The following is a 16,969-nucleotide window of genomic DNA, read 5'->3' as shown; positions in this document are numbered from 1 at the left end:
TTTACCCGCGCTTGATGGGGACGAGAACCGACCGGTGACGGTTCCGGATGGTTGGATCGGGACGGTGGCGCCGCCACGGGCGCCGCCGGACGGAGGGACGAGGACGATGAGCGGCGCGGCACGGACGGGCGGCGGGGACGGGCGGCACCCGGCGGACGGCCACGACCTGATCCGGGTGCACGGGGCCCGGGTGAACAACCTCAAGGACGTCAGCGTGGAACTGCCCAAGCGCAGGCTGACGGTGTTCACCGGGGTGTCGGGGTCGGGGAAGAGCTCGCTGGTGTTCGGGACGGTCGCGGCGGAGTCGCAGCGGCTGATCAACGAGACGTACAGCGCCTTCGTCCAGGGCTTCATGCCCTCGCTGGGCCGCCCCGAGGTGGACGTGCTGGAGGGCCTGACCACGGCGATCGTCGTCGACCAGCAGCGGATGGGCGCCGACCCGCGTTCGACGGTGGGCACCGCGACGGACGCCAACGCGATGCTGCGCATCCTGTTCAGCCGGCTCGGCGACCCGTACGTCGGCCCGCCGCCCGCGTTCTCCTTCAACGTGCCGACGGTGCACGGCGCCGGGGCGATCACGGTGGAGCGCGGCGAGGACACCCGGACCGAGAAGCGGACGTTCGGGCGGGCGGGCGGGATGTGTCCGCGCTGCGAGGGGCGGGGCAGCGTCTCGGACATCGACCTGCGGCAGCTGTACGACGGCTCGAAGTCGCTGAACGAGGGCGCGCTGACCATCCCGGGCTACAAGCCGGGCGGCTGGAACCACCGGCTGTACACCGAGTCCGGCCTGGTCGACCCGGACAAGGCGATCGACGCGTACGGCGAGCGGGAGCGGCACGACTTCCTGTACCGGGAGCCGGTCCGGATGAAGATCGCCGGCATCAACATGACCTACGAGGGCCTGGTGCTGCGGGTCCGGAAGTCGATGCTGGCCAAGGACCGGGCCGCCCTGCAGCCGCACGTCCGCGAGTTCGTGGACCGGGCGGTGGCCTTCACCACCTGCCCGGAGTGCGACGGCACCCGGCTGAGCGCGGACGCCCGTTCCTCGAAGGTCAGGGGCATCTCGATCGCCGACGCCTGCGCCATGCAGATCAGCGACCTGGCCGACTGGGTACGGGAGTTGGACGAGCCGCCGGTGCGCCCGCTGCTGGAGTCGCTGGGCCGGCTGCTGGACTCCTTCACCGGGATCGGCCTGGGCTACCTCTCGCTGGACCGCCCGGCCGGGACGCTGTCGGGCGGCGAGGCGCAGCGGGTGAAGATGATCCGGCACCTGGGCTCCTCGCTGACCGACGTCACGTACGTCTTCGACGAGCCGACCACCGGGCTGCACCCGCACGACATCCAGCGGATGAACGGGCTGCTGCGGCAGTTGCGCGACAAGGGCAACACGGTGCTGGTGGTGGAGCACAAGCCGGAGACCATCGCGATCGCCGACCACGTGGTCGACCTGGGGCCGGGCGCCGGTTCGGCGGGCGGCCGGGTGTGCTTCGAGGGCAGCGTGGACGGGCTGCGGGCCAGCGGCACCGTCACCGGCCGGCACTTCGACGACCGGGCCTCGCTCAAGCCGGAAGTGCGCACGCCCACCGGGGTGCTGGAGATCCGCGGGGCCGACACGCACAACCTGCGGAAGGTCGACGTGGACGTGCCGCTGGGCGTGCTGGTGGTGGTGACGGGCGTGGCGGGCTCGGGGAAGAGCTCGCTGGTGCACGGTTCGCTGGTGAGCGGCGCGGCGCTGGCGGGCGGGGCCGTTCCGGACGGTGTGGTGGCGATCGACCAGAGCCCGATCCGGGGCTCGCGGCGTTCCAACCCGGCGACGTACTCGGGCCTGTTGGAGCCGATCCGCAAGGCCTTCGCGAAGGCGAACGGGGTGAAGCCGGCCCTGTTCAGCGCCAACTCGGAGGGCGCCTGCCCGGCCTGCAACGGCGCGGGCGTGGTCTACACCGACCTGGGGATGATGGCCGGGGTCGCGGCGGTCTGCGAGGAGTGCGAGGGAAAGCGCTTCCAGGCGGCGGTGCTGGAGTACCGGCTCGGCGGGCGCGACATCGCCGAGGTGCTGGCGATGCCGGTGGACGCGGCGGAGGAGTTCTTCGCCGCCGGGGAGGCCCGCACGCCCGCCGCGCACGCCGTCCTGAAGCGGCTCTCCGACGTCGGCCTCGGCTACCTGACGCTGGGCCAGCCGCTCACCACGCTCTCCGGCGGCGAGCGCCAGCGCCTCAAGCTGGCCGCCCGGATGGCCGAGAAGGGCGGCGTCTACGTGCTGGACGAGCCGACCGCCGGACTGCACCTGGCCGACGTCGAGCAACTGCTCGGCCTGCTGGACCGGCTGGTCGACTCCGGCACCTCGGTGATCGTGGTCGAGCACCACCAGGCGGTGATGGCGCACGCCGACTGGATCATCGACCTCGGCCCGGGCGCGGGCCACGACGGCGGCCGGATCGTCTTCGAGGGCACCCCCGCCGCGCTGGTCGCCGACCGCCGCACGCTGACCGGGCGGCACCTCGCCGAGTACGTGGGCGCCTGACACCCCGCCGGTGCCCGCCACCGATGACCCGTCACCGGTGACGCGCCACCGATGACGCGTCACCGACCGTCGCCGCGACCTGCGCCCGAGCAGCCGCGCGGCGACGGTCGGCAACGGCCCCGATCCCTTCCGTGACGCTCCATCACTCCTCCGCATCACCTCGGCAAAGTTTTCGCCAGCGGTCGAAAATCCACACGACAGCGCGACCGTCCCGGCCGAGAATGACAGCCGATCTTCACGGGGCACGACTTCACTGGGCACCACGGAGTACGGGGGAGAACATGACCACCGAAATGCCGCTGACGGAACTGGACGCCGCGCCGTGGGAGGGCCTGGAGACCGCGCACTGGTCGAGCCCCGCGACGATGGTGCCCAGGGTGCTGCGCCGGCTGGCCCTGGCCGGTCCCGGCGCCCCCGCCGAGGACTGCGCGCTGCTGCACTGCCTCGTCCCCCGGCCCGGCCGGCCCGCGCCGTCCGCCGCCCGCGCCGCGCTGCCGTTCCTGCTCGCGCTGGCCACCGACCCGGAGATGGGCGCCACCCGCGTCCCGCTGACCGTCCTGCTGGCGCGCCTGCTGAACACCGCCGCCGACCTGACCGAGCGGGACCGCTCCGGCGCCCTGCCGCTGCTCGCCGACCCGGACCCGGCGGTCCGCCGCGCCGCGCTCCCGCTCGCCCCCGACCCGGCCACCCTGCTCGGCCTGTGGCGCACCGAGACCGAGCCGTCCGTCCGGCTCGCCCTGCTGCGCGCCCTCGCCGCCACCGGCACCACCGGCGCCCGCGCCGTCCTCGCCGAGACGCTCACCGAGGAGCACCCGGCGCTGTACGTGGCCGCCGTGCACGCCTCCGCCCCGTTCGACCCCGACCTGCCGGTGCGCCACCTCGGCCGGCTGCTCACCCTGCTCACCGACCCGGCGCTGCGCCCCCGCTTCGAGAACGTCTGGTACGCCCCGCACCGCCCCGACCCGCTGACCCGCGAGCACCTGCTCTGGGCCACCTACGGGCTGCTGGCGCACCACCCCGACCTGCAGGGCGCCTTCCCCGGCGAGTTGCTCGCCGCGGCCGACCGCACCGGGGACGGGGCGCTGCGCCGCGAGGCCGAGCTGATGGCCCGGCACCACGCGGGCTGACGGCGGGGCTCAGTCCTCCAGCGAGCGGGCCAGCGCGGCGCGCAGGGTGGTGAGCCGGGCGATCTCGGCGTCCAGCGCGGCCAGGCGGCGCCGGACGACCGGGCCGCCGGAGGCGTTCTCGCAGCGGCGGTCCGGGTCGGCGGCCAGCAGGTCGAAGGACCGGGCGTGGCCGCGCAGGTCCTCGATGGTGAGGCCGAGGGCGAGGAGCCGGCGGATCACCCGGACCCGGGCCACGTCCGTCCCGTCGTAGACCCGCTGCCCGCTGGTGCTGCGGGCGGGCGGCGGCAGCAGGCCGCGCTGCTCGTACAGGCGCAGCGCCCTGGGCGTGGCTCCGGCGGCGGCCGCCGCGTCCCCGATCCGCATGTCCGTGCGCCTCCCCGATGGCCGGTGACCGGTGGTCCGTCCAACCACCGGCCCGGCGCGGGCATTCCGGCACCCGGTCACAGCTCCACCACGACGGTGCCGAAGTACCGGCCCTCGGTCATGTCCTGGAACGCCTGCGGGGCGCGGTCCAGGCCGGCCACCTTGACGTGCGGGAAGGTGATCTCGCCGGAACGCAGCCAGCCGCCGAGGCGGGGCAGCCACTCGGACACCACGGCGGCGTGCCCGGCGTTCGCGTAGCCGGCCACCTGAACGCCCTTGACGATGAGCTGGAAGGCGTCCAGGCGCAGCGAGCCGTCGGCGGCCGGGGTGTCGCCGAACTGTCCGGAGAGCAGGCCGACCAGGGCGGCCCGGGCGCCGGGGCGGGCGGCGGCGAGGGCGGCCTCGGCCTGGTGCCCGCCGACGGTGTCGAGCAGGACGTCGATGCCCTCCGGGGCGGCCTCGGCGAGCTGCCGGGCGAAGCGTTCGGCGCGGCCGGGGCCGTCCGCCCGCCCGTCGCCGGTCCGCTCGTCCACCAGCACGGTGTCGTAGCCGAGTCGGCGCAGCCGCTCGGCCTTGGCCGGGGAGCCGGTGGTGCCCAGGACGGTGCCCGCGCCGAGCAGTCTGGCGGTCTGACCGGCCAGCGCGCCGACGGCTCCGGCCGCGCCGGTGATCAGGACGGTGTCCCCGGGGCGCACCGGCGCGGTGCGGGTCAGCGCGCCGTAGCCGACCGCGCCGGGCGCCAGGTGGGCCGCCGGATCGGGCAGCGCGCCGTCCAGCGGGGTCAGCGCCGCCGGATCGGCGGCCGCGTACTCCCGCCAGCCCTGGCCGTGGGCGACCAGGTCCCCGGGGTGCAGCCCGCTGCCCTCCGGGGCCTCGACCACCTCCGCGACGGCGGGCCCGAACAGGGTGTCGCCGGGCTCGATCGACGGGTAGGGCGAGCCCTCCGGGGTGTCGCCGAGCAGGGTGGCCAGGCCCGGGAAGACCAGGAACCACCGGTTGCGCAGCAGGACTCGGCCCGGCTCCGGCTCCGGCGCGGGCGTCTCGGCCACCAGCAGGTCGGCGGCGACCGGACGGCCCTGCGGGCGGCGGGCGAGGCGGATCTCACGGACGGTTGCGGGCACACTCATGACGGCTCCTCAGGTCCTCGGGGGAACGCCGGGCGCGGCTCGACGGCGGCGCCGGGCGGGAAGTGCCGGAACGCTAATCCCTGACCCGCGGGGCAGGGTCAAGTACCGCGCCGATCAGGTGGGGCGCGGCGGGGGACGGCCCGCCGGGCGACCGGCGGGCGGGCGGCGGGCGGGCGGAGGCGGAGGCGGGCACCGCTCCGGGATCCACGGCGGTTCACCTCGGCGGACGACCGACCGTCGCGGGCCGCCGTCGGGCCGGTTGTTCGACCCGCCGCCGACCTGGCCGATCGACCGGCGGGCGCGGCGGATTGTGCGCCGGGCGGCCGGGTAGCCGCAGGGCCGAGGCCGCGCACCCCGAGGAGGCACCGATGACCGCACGCCGCGACTCCGCACCCGAGGACCGGGCCGGGCACCGGGACCGGGACGAGGCCCGGCCGGACGCCGAGGGCGACCGCCGTTACGGCGACCGGGCCGCCGACGTCCGGCCCGTCCGCGAGCCCGACCCGGACGTCCGGGGTCCGCAGGAGGGCTACGACGCCACCGCCGACGCCGCCCGGCGCACCGGCGCGCCCGGGCCGGACGACCGGGACTCCGACGCGGAGCGCGGCCCGGAGCGCCGGTGAGCGCCGCGGCGGCCGGCTACCGGCCGGCCGCCGCGGCGCCGGAGAGCAGGAGGGTGACCGCGTCGTCGACGAGGGCCTCGCCCCGGGCGGCCGTGATCCGCCGGGAGGTGACGAGGGCCGAGATGCCCTGGACGGTCGCGGACAGCAGCAGGGTGAGCCGGGCGACGTCGGACGCCGGGTACGCGCCCGCCGCGACGCCCGCGTCCATGAGGCCGCCCATGGTGGCGAACAGGCGCCCCGCGGCGTCGCGCACCGCCTCCGGGGGTTCGTCGGCCTTCGTCGCGAACATCAGGTCGAGCAGCGCGGGTTCCCGGACGGCGAAGCCCACGTAGGCCGAGGCCGCCGCGCGCAGGAGTTCCGCGTGGCCGCCCTCCGCGCGGCCGTCGCGCACCCGGGCGGCGGCCCGGCGGATCTCCTCGTCGAGCCGGAGGAAGCCGCGTTCCGCGAGCGCGTCGAGCAGGGCGCCCCGGTCGGGGAAGTGGCTGCGCGGGGCCCCGTGGCTGACGCCCGCCTCGCGGGCCAGTTCCCGCAGGGACAGCGCGTCGGTGCCGCGTTCGCGGAGCACCGCCTCCGCCTGTTCGAGCAGCACGGCACGGAGGTTGCCGTGGTGGAAGGGCCGGTGGGACATGGCCCCATCCTATCCGGAAGTAGTCATTGACTACTTTCTAGTCACTGCCTAGTCTCTGGGTGCCGGACACCGGCGCGCCGACCGCCGACGTGCCGACCCGCCGGCGTGCCGAGGAGAAGAGGCCCGAGATGACACCCCGGAACACCGCGCTGTGGCTCCCGAAGCCGGGCGCACCCTTCGAAGTGGGGCCCGCGCCCTACACGCCCCCGGCGGCGGGCGAGGTCGTCGTCCGGGTGCGGGCGGTCGCCGTGAACCCGATCGACGGCATACCGGGCTTCCTGTACCGGCTCGCCCTGCCCTGGCTGTCCTTCCCCGCCGTGGTGGGCTCGGACGTCGCGGGCGAGGTGGTCGAGACGGGCCCGGCCGTGACCGGGCTGCGCCGGGGGGACCGCGTCCTCGGGCACGCGTTCGGGGTGGACCGGTCCCGCAACCGTCCGGCCGAGGGCGCCTTCCAGCACTACGTCGTGCTCATGCGGCACATGGTCTCCCCCGTCCCCGACGCACTGCCCTTCGCCCGGGCCGCCGTGCTCCCGCTGGCTCTGTCCACCGCCGCGACCGGCCTGTTCCAGCACGACCACCTCGGCCTCGCGCTGCCCGGCGCCGACCGCGGCCCCGGCCCAGACCCGGGCCCCGGCCCCGGCCCCGCCGACCGGGGGGAGACGGTGCTCGTCTGGGGCGGCTCGACCAGTGTCGGGAGCAACGCGATCCAGCTCGCCCGCAACGCGGGCTACCGGGTGGTGGCCACCGCCTCGCCGCACAACTTCGACCACGTCCGCTCCCTGGGCGCGGCCCACGCCGTCGACCGCAACAGCCCCACCGCCGTCGCGGAACTGCTGGAGCTGATCGGCGACGGCCCGCTCGCGGGCACCCTGGCGATCGGCGCCGGTTCGTTGCGCCGGACCGTCCCGGTCGCGGCCCGGGCCCCGGGCGGCGGGCGGATCGCCTCGGCCCAGCCCGCCGTGCTCACCCGGCTCCCGGGGTGGCTGGCGCGGCGGCACGGGGTGCGGGTCAGCAGCATCTGGGGCGGCACCCTGAAGGACAACGAGGTCGGGCCGGCCGTCTACACCGACTTCCTGCCGACCGCGCTCGCCACCGGCGCCTACCGGGCCGCGCCGGACGCCGCCGTCGTCGGCCACGGGCTCGCCGCCGTCCCCGACGCCCTGCGGGAGTTGAAGGGCGGCGTCCGCGCGAAGAAGCTGGTCGTCACCCTCTGAGCCCCGGACACGCGGGTCCGGTCCGCGCGGCACGCCCGTCGTCGGTCCCGGCTGGCAGGCTGGCGCGATGAGCGACGAACCCACCACCTCCCCGCAGAACTTCTCCCCCGCCTGGCCCGACGCCGCCGGCCGGACCGACCCGCCGCTGGTCGGCGACGAGCGGGAGATCCTGCTCTCCTACCTCGACTTCCAGCGCGAGACCTTCGCGCTGAAGTGCGCGGGCGTCCCGGCCGGGCGCCTGTCCGAGCTGCCGGTGCCGCCGTCCGGGCTGTCCCTGCACGGCCTGGTCCGGCACCTGGCGGGGGTCGAGCAGTGGTGGCTGCAGATCCAGTTCGCCGGGGACGAGTCCCAGCCGGTGCTGTACTACTCGGACGACGACCCGAACCAGGACTTCGAGCGCCTCGACGGGGACTTCGACCTGGCCTTCGCCACCTGGCGCGCCCAGGTCGAGACCTCCCGCCGGATCGTCGCCGAGGCTCCTTCGCTGGACGCCACCGGCGTCCACAAGGCCACCGGGCAGCCGGTCTCGCTGCGCCGGATCCTGGTGCACCTGCTCGCCGAGTACGCCCGCCACAACGGGCACGCGGACCTGCTGCGCGAGCGCATCGACGGCGCCACCGGCTACTGACCGGCCCCGCGCCACCGCCCGGGGCCTTCCGGGCGGTGGCTGTAGCCTGGTGGGGTGCTCCTACTCGTCAGCCGTCGCCACGTGGACCTGCTCCGCGTCACGAGCACGTCCTGTCGACGCTCCGGCTGACCTCACCCCCCTCCGGCCCCCGCACTCCCACCCGGACGCGCGGGCCCCGCCCTCCCCGGCCCGTCCGGCGCGATCCGCCGGCCCCACCGGGGTCTCCACCACCGCGGACGCACCCCCATGACGCAGCAGCACCCCGACTCCCTCCCCGTCATCGACCTCTCGCTCGCCGACGGCACCCCCGCCGACCGGGCCCGCCTGCACCAGGAGTTGCGGGCGGCCGCGACCGGTGTCGGCTTCTTCCAGCTCACCGGCCACGGCGTCACGCCCGCCGAGACCGCCGCCCTGACCTCCGCGATGCGCGCCTTCTTCGCCCTCCCCGAGGCCGAGCGGCTGGCCGTCAGCAACCTCAACTCCCCGCACTTCCGCGGCTACACCCGCACCGGCGACGAACGCACCGGCGGCCGCCGCGACTGGCGCGACCAGCTCGACATCGGCCCCGAGCTGCCCCCGCACGTCCCGGCCCCGGGCGAGCCCGCGTACTGGTGGCTGGAGGGTCCGAACCAGTGGCCCCCGGCGCTGCCCGAGCTGCGCACCGCCGCCCTGCACTGGATCGACCGGCTCGACGCCGTCGCCCACCGCCTGCTGCGCGAACTGCTCGCCTCGATCGGCGCCCGCCCCGACTTCTACGACGCCGCCTTCGCCCCGCACCCCCACCTGCACCTCAAGCTGGTCCGCTACCCCGGCACCGCCCCCGACGGCCCCCCGCAGGGCGTCGGCACCCACAAGGACTACGGCTTCATCACGCTGCTGCTCCAGGACACCGTCGGCGGCCTCCAGGTCGAACGCCCCGACGGCACCTTCCTGGACGTCCCCCCGCTGGAGGGCGCCTTCGTGGTCAACCTCGGCGAGCTCCTCGAAGTCGCCACCGACGGCTACCTCAAGGCCACCTCCCACCGCGTCCTGTCCCCGCCCGGTGCCCGCGAGCGCTTCTCCGTCCCGTTCTTCTACAACCCCCGCCTGGACGCCCAGATCGCCCCGCTCGACTTCCCGCACGCCCACCACGCCCCCGGCATCACCCAGGATCCTTCGAATCCTCTGCACTCGGAATTCGGAGCGAACGAATTGAAGGGATACAGTCGAGCCCACCCTGCGGTCACCAGGCGCCACCACCCCGAACTGCTCCCGCTGGGCTGACCTTCCGGCGATGGACCGCCCACCCCGGCCGGTGCGACACTTCTGCTGTCACAGTGGGGCCGGGGTGAGGGGTCGGGCGTGGTGGACGGGCCGCGGTGGACGGTGGAGGAGCTGGCGGGCCGGGCCGGGGTGACGGTGCGGACGCTGCGCTTCTACGGCGCGAAGGGGCTGCTGCCGCCGCCGGAGCTCGGGCCGCGGCGGGTAGGGTGGTACGGGGCCGAGCACCTGGGGCGGCTGGAGCTGATCGAGGAGTTGCAGCGGCAGGGCCTGACGCTGGCCGCGATCGAACGGTACCTGGCGCAACTACCGCAGGACATCAACGAGTTGGACTTGGCGATCCACCGGGCGCTGGTCGCGTCCTGGACGCCGGAGTCCGCCGAGGAGGCGAGCCGGGCCCAGCTGGAGCGGCGCACCGGGCGGGCCCTGTCGGACGCCGACCTGGACTCGCTGGCCGCGATGGGCGCGCTGCACCGCACGGACGACCCGGAGGTGTTCAAGGTCGATCCGGGCCTGCTGCCGCTGGGCGTGCGGGTGCTGGACGTGCCGATCCCGCTGGAGACGCTGCTGGCGGCCCGGGCGGTGGTGCGGCTGCACAGCCGGGCGACGGCCCACGACCTGCACCGGCTGTTCCGGGACACGGTCTGGCGCCCGTACCGGGAGAGCGGCCCGGAGCCCGCGGAGCTGGAGCGGATGCGCGAGTTGACCGACCGGATCCAGCCGGTGGTGGTGCAGGCCCTGGTGACGGCGTTCCAGCGCTCGCTGGCGGAAGAGTTGGCCCGCCCGGCGGAGGAGTTGGCCCGCCCGGCGGACCGGGCGGGCTCGGGCGGCGGGGGTCAGTAGCGGCCGCCGCTCCCGGCGAGGGCGACCAGGGAGGCGGGCGGGGTGAAGCGCTCGCCGTAGGCGGCGGCGAGTTCGCGGGCCCGGGCGGTGAAACCGGCCGGGCCTCCGGGGTAGCCGTTGACGTACTGGAGGACGCCGCCGGTCCAGGCGGGGAAGCCGATGCCGAGGATGGAGCCGATGTTGGCGTCGGCGACCGAGGTGAGGACGTTCTCGTCGAGGCAGCGGATCGAGTCGATGGCCTCGGCGAACAGCATCCGCTCCTTCATGTCCTCGAACGGGATCTCCGCGCCCTCGCGCACGAAGTGCTCGCGCAGGCCGGGCCAGAGCCGGGTGCGGCGGCCGTTCTCGTACTCGTAGAAGCCGGCGCCGCCGCTGCGGCCGGGGCGGTCGAACTCGTCGAGCATCCGGTCCATGACCGTCTCGCCGGGGTGGGGGGTCCAGGTGCCGCCGGCCTCCTCGACGGCGCGGCGGGTCTCGTCGCGGATCTTGCGCGGCAGGGTGAGGGTGAGTTCGTCCAGCAGCGCGAGGACCTTGGCGGGGTAGCCGGCCTGGGCGGCGGCCTGCTCGACCGAGGACGGGTCGAGGCCCTCGCCGATCATCGCGACGCCCTCGTTGAGGAACTGGCCGATGACCCGGGAGGTGAAGAAGCCGCGGGAGTCGTTGACCACGATCGGGGTCTTGCGGATCTGCCGGACCAGGTCGAAGGCCCGGGCGAGCGCCTCGTCTCCGGTGCGCGATCCGCGGACGATCTCCACCAGCGGCATCTTGTCGACGGGCGAGAAGAAGTGCAGTCCGATGAAGTCGGCGGGCCGTTCGACGCCCTCGGCGAGCAGGCCGATCGGGAGGGTGGAGGTGTTGGAGCACAGCAGCGCGTCGGGGGCGACCACGTGCTGGACCTCCTGGAACACCTTGTGCTTGAGCTCGGGGTTCTCGAAGACCGCCTCGATGACGGTGTCGCAGCCGGCCAGGTCGGCGGGGTCCGCGGTGGGGGTGATCCGGGCCAGGAACGCGGCGCGCTCGTCCCCGGTCATCCGGCCGCGCGCCACCTGCTTGTCCAACAGGCCCTCGCTGTACGCCTTTCCGCGTTCGGCGGCCTCCGGGGTGACGTCCTTGAGCAGGACGTCCAGGCCCGCCTTGGCGCAGGAGTAGGCGATGCCCGCGCCCATCATGCCCGCGCCCAGCACGGCGACCTTCGCGGCCTTCCGGGCGGGCACCGAACTCGGGCGGGAGGCACCGGAGTTGACGGCCTGCATGTCGAAGAAGAAGGCCTTGGTCATGTTCTTGGAGGTGGGTCCGCAGGCGAGTTCGGTGAAGTACCTGGCCTCGATCTCGAACGCGGTGTCCACGTCGACCTGGGAGCTCTCCACCGCCGCCGCCAGGATGTTGCGCGGCGCCGGGTAGGGCGCGCCGCCCAGCTGCTTGCGCAGGTTGGCGGGGAAGGCGGGCAGGTTGGCGGCGAACGCGGGGGTGCTGGGCGTGCCGCCGGGGATCTTGTGGCCCGGGGCGTCCCAGGGCTGGAGGCTGGTCGGGTGGGCGGCGATGAACTCGCGCGCCTTGGCGTCCATCTCCTGCGCGCTGTCGGCGAGTTCGTGCACCAGACCGTTCTCCAGGGCCTGCGCCGGGCGGTACTGCTGCCCCTGGAGGAGCACCTTGAGCAGGGCGTCGGTGATGCCGAGCATCCGCACGGTGCGCACCACTCCGCCGCCGCCGGGCAGCAGGCCGAGGGTGACCTCGGGCAGGCCGATCTTGCTGCCGGGGGCGTCCAGGGCGATCCGGTGGTGGCAGGCGAGCGCGATCTCCAGGCCGCCGCCGAGGGCCGCGCCGTTGATCGCGGCGACCACCGGCTTGCCGAGCGTCTCCAGCCGGCGCAGCGCGCGCTTGATCCGCATGGAGTCGGTGAAGACCCGCTCGGCGTCCTCCGGCCCGGCCGCGGAGAGCATCTTGAGGTCGCCGCCGGCGAAGAAGGTCTTCTTCGCGGAGGTGACGATGACGCCGGCCAACTCCGGTGTGGCGGCGAGCCGTTCGACCGTCGCTTCGAGCGCGTCGGTGAACGCGGCGTTCATGGTGTTGGCGGACTGGGCGGGGTCGTCGAGGACGAGGGTGACCACGCCGTCCTGGTCCTGCTCCCAGCGGATGGGGCTGCTCACGTCGGTCATTTCGTCGAAGTCCTTGGTTGAGTACGTGAGTTGACGGATGGTCAGTTCGTGACGCGTTCGATGACGGTGGCGATGCCCATGCCGCCGCCGACGCACAGGGTGGCCAGGCCGTAGCGCAGGTCGCGGCGTTCCAGTTCGTCGACCAGGGTGCCGATCAGCATGGCGCCGGTCGCGCCGAGCGGGTGGCCGAGCGCGATGGCGCCGCCGTTGACGTTCACCTGGTCGTGGCGGAAGCCGAGTTCGCGCATGAAGCGCAGGGCGACGGCGGCGAACGCCTCGTTGATCTCGACCAGGTCGATGTCGGCGGCGCCCAGCCCGGCCTTGGCGAGCGCCTTGCGGGTGGCGGGGGCGGGGCCGGTGAGCATGATGGTGGGCTCGGAGCCGGAGACCGCGGCGGAGACGATCCGGGCCCGCGGGGTGAGCCCGTAGCGCTCGCCGATCTCGCGCGAGCCGATCGCCACCAGCGCGGCGCCGTCCACGATGCCGGAGGAGTTGCCCGCGTGGTGGACGTGGTCGATGGACTCCACCCAGTGGTACTTCTGCAGGGCGACGGCGTCGAAGCCGCCGAGTTCGCCGATGTCGGCGAAGGACGGCTTGAGCCCGGCCAGTGACTCGACGCTGGTGCCGGGGCGGATGAACTCGTCGCGGCCGAGCACCACCAGGCCGTTGCGGTCGCGCACCGGCACCACCGAGCGGTCGAACAGCCCGTCGGCCTGGGCCTTGGCGGCGCGGGCCTGCGACTCGGCGGCGAACGCGTCCACGTCGGTGCGGGTGAAGCCCTCGACGGTGGCGATCAGGTCGGCGCCGATGCCCTGCGGGACGAAGCCGGTCTCGTACGCGGTCATCGGGTCGGCGAACCAGGCGCCGCCGTCGGAGCCCATCTTGACCCGGGACATCGACTCGACGCCGCCCGCCAGGATCAGGTCCTCCCAGCCCGAACGGACCTTCGCCGCCGCCAGGTTGACGGCCTCCAGGCCGGACGCGCAGAAGCGGTTCTCCTGCACGCCCGCGACGGTGTCGGGCAGCCCGGCGGCGATCGCCGCGACCCGGGCGATGTCGGAGCCCTGGTCGCCGATCGGGCTGACCACGCCCAGCACGATGTCGTCGATCGCCGCCGGGTCCAACGAGGGGAAGCGGCGCCGCAGTTCGTGGATCAGGCCGACCACCAGGTCGATCGGCTTGGTGCCGTGCAGGGAGCCGGTCCGCTTGCCGCGCCCGCGCGGGGTGCGGATCGCGTCGTAGACGTACGCTTCGGTGGTCACGGTGTGGATGCCTCTCCGACAGGGGGACTCAGGAAAGCAGGGAACGGCCGACGATCTCTTTCATGATCTCGGTGGTGCCGCCGTAGATGGTCTGGACACGCCCGTCGGTGAACGCCCGGGCGACCGCGCTGTCGCTCATGTACCCTGACCCGCCGTGCAGTTGCAGGCAGCGGTCGGCGGCGCGCTTCTGCAGCTCGGTGGCCCACCACTTGGCCATCGAGGCGTCCACCGGGGTCAGCGCGTACCTGTTGTGCTCGCTCACGCAGCGGTCCACGAAGGCGCGGGTGACGGCGCACTCGGTGGCCAGCTCGGCGATCTCGAACCGGACGTGCTGCAGCTTGGCCAGCGGCCGGCCGAACGCGGTGCGCCGCTTGACGTACTCGACGGTCTCCGCGAGGACGTACTCTGCGGCGGCGATCGCGGCGACCGCGATGGCCAGCCGCTCCTGGGCGAGGTTGCGCATCAGGTGCAGGAAGCCCCGGTGCTCCTCGCCGAGCAGGTTGGCCTTCGGGACGCGCACGTCGCGGAAGAACAACTCGGCGGTGTCCTGGGCCTTCTGGCCGATCTTCTCCAGGTTGCGGCCGCGCTCGAAGCCGGGCATGCCGCGCTCGACCACCAGCAGGCTCAGGCCGTGCGCGCCGCCCTCGGCGGTGGTCCTCGCGACCACCACGACCAGGTCGGCGAGGATGCCGTTGGAGATGAAGGTCTTGGCGCCGTTGAGCAGGTAGTGGTCGCCGGCGTCGACCGCCGTGGTGCGGATCGCCTGGAGGTCGGAGCCGGTGTCGGGCTCGGTCATCGCGATCGCGCCGACCAGTTCGCCCGAGCAGAACCCGGGCAGCCAGCGCTCCTTCTGCTCCTCGGTGGCCAGGCCGGTCAGGTACGGGCCGACGATGTCGTTGTGCAGGCCGACGGCCAGCCCGCCGGCCCCGGCCCGGACGAACTCCTCGGCCAGCACGGCGGCGAACCGGAAGTCCGGGCTGCCCCCGCCGCCGTAGCGCTCCTCCACGGCCAGGCCGAGCAGCCCTGCCTTCCCGGCGGCCAGCCAGGCGGAGCGGTCGACGATCCCCTGCCGCTCCCAGCGGGCGTGGTGCGGGGTGACCTCCCGGGCCAGGAAGGCCCGGACGGTGGTGCGGAAGTCCTCGTGCTCCTCGGTGTAGAGCTCGCGCTGCACGGGCGGGTCCCTTCCTTCAGGAGGTGGGCGGGGCGAGGGGGTCCAGGGCGGGGACGGCCCAGTCGCGGGCCACCTCGGCGGTGTGCTCGCCGGGCCGGGCGGGCGGGGTGCGCAGCGCGCCGGGGGTGGCGGAGAAGCGCGGGGCGGTGCCGGGCTGGAGGGTGCCGTCCCGTTCGGTGTAGCTGCCGCGGGCGGCCAGGTGCGGGTGCGCGGCGGCCTCGCGCAGGGTCAGGACGGGGGCCACGCAGGCGTCGTGGCCCGCGAACAGCTCGGTCCACTCGGCCTGGGTGCGGGTGGCGAAGCGGGCGGCCAGGGCGGTCCGCAGTTCGGGCCAGCGCGACAGGTCGTACTGGTCGGGGGCGTCCGCGTCCAGCTCCAGCAGGCGGGCGAACTCGGCGTAGAAGCGCGGCTCCAGCGGGCCGACCGCCATCCAGCGGCCGTCCGAGGTCTCGTACGTGCCGTACCAGGGGGCGCCGCCGTCCAGCAGGTTGGCGCCGCGCCGGTCCTGCCAGAGCCCGGCGTCCAGCAGGCCCCACAGCATGGTGGACAGGTGCGCGGCGCCGTCCACGATCGCGGCGTCGACCACCTGGCCGGTGCCGGTGGCGCGGGCGTGGTGCAGCGCGGCGAGCAGGCCGACCACCAGGTAGAGCGAGCCGCCCGCGTAGTCGCCGAGCAGGTTCGCCGGGACCGCCGGCGGCCCGTCGGCCGGGCCGATCAGCCCGAGCACGCCGGACGTCGCCAGGTAGGTGACGTCGTGCCCGGCGCGTTCGGCCAGCGGCCCGTGCTGGCCCCAGCCGGTCATCCGCCCGTACACCAGCGCGGGGTTGCGGGCCAGGCAGTCGTCCGGTCCGACGCCGAGGCGTTCGGCGACACCGGGGCGCCAGCCCTCGATCAGCAGGTCGGCCCGGGCCGCGAGGTCGCGCACCGCGGCGGCGCCCTCCGGTGCCTTCAGGTCGAGCAGCACCGAGCGCTTGTTCCGGTTGGTCAGGTCCCGCCCCGGATCGGGGCCGAGCCCCTGCCCGCCCGGCCGGTCCACCCGCACCACGTCCGCCCCGAGGTCGGCCAGCAGCATGGCGGCGAACGGCCCGGGCCCGATGCCCGCGAGCTCCAGCACCCGGACCCCCGCCAGGGGCCCGGCGGACGGTGTTGCGGGGGTCATCGGCGACCGCCTCCCAGGTTTGACAGTGGAGCTGTCACAGTGGCGATGATAGGGACGTGACTCGCCGGTAACAAGAGCCCGGCGCGGCCCGGCCCCGGGTGCCGGACGGACCCGCCCGGGTGCGCGATCATGGGACGGACCGATCGACCGGGAGGGTTCGGACCCATGCGTGATCTCGAAGGCGGGCTCGGCGCCGCCGTGCTCGACGACCCGGTGGGGGCCTCGCTGAGCGGGGCGCACGCGGGGCTGGCGCGACGGCACGGGGCGGCGGTGCGGTACGACCCGGAGGTGGCGGGCTTCAGCGGCGTCGGCGTCGCGCCCGGGCCCGGGGCCTGGGACGACCTGGTCGAGCTGCTGGGGTCCGGGGAGTTCGCGGACCTGTTCAGCTGTCCGGCGCTGCCGCCCGCCCACTGGAAGGCCGAATTCGTCCTGGACGGGCACCAGTTGGTGCAGGTGGAGCAGGTCCGTCCGGCCGCCCCCGCCGGGTTGCGGGTGGTCGAACTGGGGGCCGCCGACGTGCCCGAGATGCTGGCGCTGGTGGAGCGCACCCGCCCGGGCCCGTTCCGGCCGCGCACCCGCGAGCTGGGCACCTACCTGGGCGTCCGCGACGGCGGCGGGGAACTGCTGGCGATGGCCGGCGAACGCCTGCGCCCGCCGGGCTTCACCGAGGTCTCCGCCGTCTGCACCGCCCCCGAGGCGCGCGGCCGGGGCCTGGCCGCGCACCTGGTCGGCGAGTTGGCCGCCCGGATCGCCGCGCGCGGCGAACGCCCGTTCCTGCACGCCGCCGCCGGCAACACCGGCGCGCTCGCGCTGTACGGGCGGCTCGGCTTCGTCCGCCGCGCCGACGTGGTCTTCCGCGGCTTCCGCACGCCCTGAGCGCGCCCCGA

16 protein-coding genes are annotated in these 16,969 nt (G+C 74.9%); 9 read left to right on the top strand and 7 right to left on the bottom strand.

Going from position 1 to position 16,969, the window contains the following annotated elements:
* Nucleotides 1–106 precede the first annotated feature (106 nt).
* Together OO48_RS05335 and OO48_RS05330 are read left to right on the top strand one after the other, a co-directional pair.
* Nucleotides 107–2,521 (top strand): ATP-binding cassette domain-containing protein, encoded by a 2,415-nt coding sequence (locus OO48_RS05335; RefSeq protein ID WP_033213171.1) that lies wholly within the window; start codon nucleotides 107–109, stop codon nucleotides 2,519–2,521.
* A 281-nt stretch (nucleotides 2,522–2,802) separates the two neighbouring features.
* A complete protein-coding gene (locus OO48_RS05330; RefSeq protein WP_033213170.1) occupies nucleotides 2,803–3,648 on the top strand; it encodes a hypothetical protein in 846 nt (281 codons plus the stop codon).
* Between the two features lie 9 nt (nucleotides 3,649–3,657).
* On the opposite strand, the gene OO48_RS05325 is transcribed toward OO48_RS05330, so the two are convergent.
* Both OO48_RS05325 and OO48_RS05320 read right to left on the bottom strand, forming a co-directional pair.
* On the bottom strand, nucleotides 3,658–4,011 hold the full coding sequence (locus tag OO48_RS05325) for a MerR family transcriptional regulator (RefSeq protein ID WP_033213169.1): 354 nt from the start codon (nucleotides 4,009–4,011) through the stop codon (nucleotides 3,658–3,660).
* 77 nt (nucleotides 4,012–4,088) lie between these two features.
* Nucleotides 4,089–5,138 (bottom strand): zinc-binding dehydrogenase, encoded by a 1,050-nt coding sequence (locus tag OO48_RS05320; protein WP_033213168.1) that lies wholly within the window; start codon nucleotides 5,136–5,138, stop codon nucleotides 4,089–4,091.
* Nucleotides 5,139–5,506: 368 nt separating this feature from the next.
* Between OO48_RS05320 and OO48_RS05315 the strand changes: the two genes are divergently transcribed.
* Nucleotides 5,507–5,761, top strand: a complete 255-nt coding sequence (locus tag OO48_RS05315) for a hypothetical protein (RefSeq protein ID WP_033213167.1) — start codon at nucleotides 5,507–5,509, stop codon at nucleotides 5,759–5,761.
* 16 nt (nucleotides 5,762–5,777) lie between these two features.
* Here OO48_RS05315 and OO48_RS05310 read toward each other — a convergent pair whose 3' ends face one another.
* Nucleotides 5,778–6,389 (bottom strand): TetR/AcrR family transcriptional regulator, encoded by a 612-nt coding sequence (locus OO48_RS05310; RefSeq protein WP_033213166.1) that lies wholly within the window; start codon nucleotides 6,387–6,389, stop codon nucleotides 5,778–5,780.
* A 128-nt stretch (nucleotides 6,390–6,517) separates the two neighbouring features.
* Here OO48_RS05310 and OO48_RS05305 point away from each other — a divergent pair, with 128 nt between their 5' ends.
* The 5 genes from OO48_RS05305 (at nucleotide 6,518) to OO48_RS05290 (ending at nucleotide 10,334) form a co-directional block, all read left to right on the top strand.
* The gene (locus OO48_RS05305; RefSeq protein ID WP_033213232.1) at nucleotides 6,518–7,603 is read left to right on the top strand and encodes a zinc-binding alcohol dehydrogenase family protein; all 1,086 of its coding nucleotides are present in this window, start codon (nucleotides 6,518–6,520) and stop codon (nucleotides 7,601–7,603) included.
* Nucleotides 7,604–7,670: 67 nt separating this feature from the next.
* Nucleotides 7,671–8,231, top strand: coding sequence for a DinB family protein (locus OO48_RS05300; protein WP_033213165.1), 561 nt, complete (start codon nucleotides 7,671–7,673; stop codon nucleotides 8,229–8,231).
* A gap of 54 nt (nucleotides 8,232–8,285) precedes the next feature.
* Nucleotides 8,286–8,360, top strand: a complete 75-nt coding sequence (locus OO48_RS41125) for a putative leader peptide (RefSeq protein ID WP_425338508.1) — start codon at nucleotides 8,286–8,288, stop codon at nucleotides 8,358–8,360.
* Nucleotides 8,361–8,477: 117 nt separating this feature from the next.
* Nucleotides 8,478–9,494 carry an isopenicillin N synthase family dioxygenase gene (locus OO48_RS05295; RefSeq protein WP_033213164.1) on the top strand — a complete coding sequence of 339 codons (1,017 nt, stop codon included), beginning with the start codon at nucleotides 8,478–8,480 and terminating at the stop codon, nucleotides 9,492–9,494.
* 81 nt (nucleotides 9,495–9,575) lie between these two features.
* The gene (locus tag OO48_RS05290; protein WP_051731775.1) at nucleotides 9,576–10,334 is read left to right on the top strand and encodes a MerR family transcriptional regulator; all 759 of its coding nucleotides are present in this window, start codon (nucleotides 9,576–9,578) and stop codon (nucleotides 10,332–10,334) included.
* Here OO48_RS05290 and OO48_RS05285 read toward each other — a convergent pair.
* From OO48_RS05285 to OO48_RS05270, 4 genes are read right to left on the bottom strand one after another with little or no spacing between them, the layout of a single operon-like run.
* Nucleotides 10,328–12,490, bottom strand: coding sequence for a 3-hydroxyacyl-CoA dehydrogenase NAD-binding domain-containing protein (locus OO48_RS05285; protein ID WP_033213162.1), 2,163 nt, complete (start codon nucleotides 12,488–12,490; stop codon nucleotides 10,328–10,330). The two genes, OO48_RS05290 and OO48_RS05285, sit on opposite strands and share 7 nt — an antisense overlap.
* A 41-nt stretch (nucleotides 12,491–12,531) precedes the next feature.
* Nucleotides 12,532–13,752, bottom strand: a complete 1,221-nt coding sequence (locus OO48_RS05280; protein ID WP_033213161.1) for an acetyl-CoA C-acetyltransferase — start codon at nucleotides 13,750–13,752, stop codon at nucleotides 12,532–12,534.
* A gap of 28 nt (nucleotides 13,753–13,780) precedes the next feature.
* Nucleotides 13,781–14,923, bottom strand: coding sequence for an acyl-CoA dehydrogenase family protein (locus OO48_RS05275; RefSeq protein WP_033213160.1), 1,143 nt, complete (start codon nucleotides 14,921–14,923; stop codon nucleotides 13,781–13,783).
* Between the two features lie 16 nt (nucleotides 14,924–14,939).
* On the bottom strand, nucleotides 14,940–16,082 hold the full coding sequence (locus tag OO48_RS05270) for a CaiB/BaiF CoA transferase family protein (protein ID WP_051731755.1): 1,143 nt from the start codon (nucleotides 16,080–16,082) through the stop codon (nucleotides 14,940–14,942).
* A 165-nt stretch (nucleotides 16,083–16,247) separates the two neighbouring features.
* Here OO48_RS05270 and OO48_RS05265 point away from each other — a divergent pair, with 165 nt between their 5' ends.
* Nucleotides 16,248–16,958: a GNAT family N-acetyltransferase gene (locus OO48_RS05265; RefSeq protein ID WP_033213159.1), complete on the top strand. Its 711-nt coding sequence runs from the start codon at nucleotides 16,248–16,250 to the stop codon at nucleotides 16,956–16,958.
* The last annotated feature ends 11 nt before the right edge of the window (nucleotides 16,959–16,969 follow it).

It is taken from the genome of Kitasatospora phosalacinea, from assembly GCF_000716545.1.
GTDB classification, from domain to species: domain Bacteria; phylum Actinomycetota; class Actinomycetes; order Streptomycetales; family Streptomycetaceae; genus Kitasatospora; species Kitasatospora phosalacinea.
The sequence above is the reverse complement of the archived record's forward strand: the minus strand, read 5'-3'. Positions and strand labels throughout refer to the sequence as shown.

Coding starts and splice junctions, on each gene's coding strand:
- OO48_RS05325 (WP_033213169.1), bottom strand. CDS start 4,011: ATGCGGATCGGGGACGCGGCGGCCGCCGCCGGAGCCACGCCCAGGGCG.
- OO48_RS05330 (WP_033213170.1), top strand. CDS start 2,803: ATGACCACCGAAATGCCGCTGACGGAACTGGACGCCGCGCCGTGGGAG.
- OO48_RS05295 (WP_033213164.1), top strand. CDS start 8,478: ATGACGCAGCAGCACCCCGACTCCCTCCCCGTCATCGACCTCTCGCTC.
- OO48_RS05310 (WP_033213166.1), bottom strand. CDS start 6,389: ATGTCCCACCGGCCCTTCCACCACGGCAACCTCCGTGCCGTGCTGCTC.
- OO48_RS05285 (WP_033213162.1), bottom strand. CDS start 12,490: ATGACCGACGTGAGCAGCCCCATCCGCTGGGAGCAGGACCAGGACGGC.
- OO48_RS05335 (WP_033213171.1), top strand. CDS start 107: ATGAGCGGCGCGGCACGGACGGGCGGCGGGGACGGGCGGCACCCGGCG.
- OO48_RS05305 (WP_033213232.1), top strand. CDS start 6,518: ATGACACCCCGGAACACCGCGCTGTGGCTCCCGAAGCCGGGCGCACCC.
- OO48_RS05265 (WP_033213159.1), top strand. CDS start 16,248: ATGCGTGATCTCGAAGGCGGGCTCGGCGCCGCCGTGCTCGACGACCCG.
- OO48_RS05315 (WP_033213167.1), top strand. CDS start 5,507: ATGACCGCACGCCGCGACTCCGCACCCGAGGACCGGGCCGGGCACCGG.
- OO48_RS05300 (WP_033213165.1), top strand. CDS start 7,671: ATGAGCGACGAACCCACCACCTCCCCGCAGAACTTCTCCCCCGCCTGG.
- OO48_RS05270 (WP_051731755.1), bottom strand. CDS start 16,082: ATGACCCCCGCAACACCGTCCGCCGGGCCCCTGGCGGGGGTCCGGGTG.
- OO48_RS05320 (WP_033213168.1), bottom strand. CDS start 5,138: ATGAGTGTGCCCGCAACCGTCCGTGAGATCCGCCTCGCCCGCCGCCCG.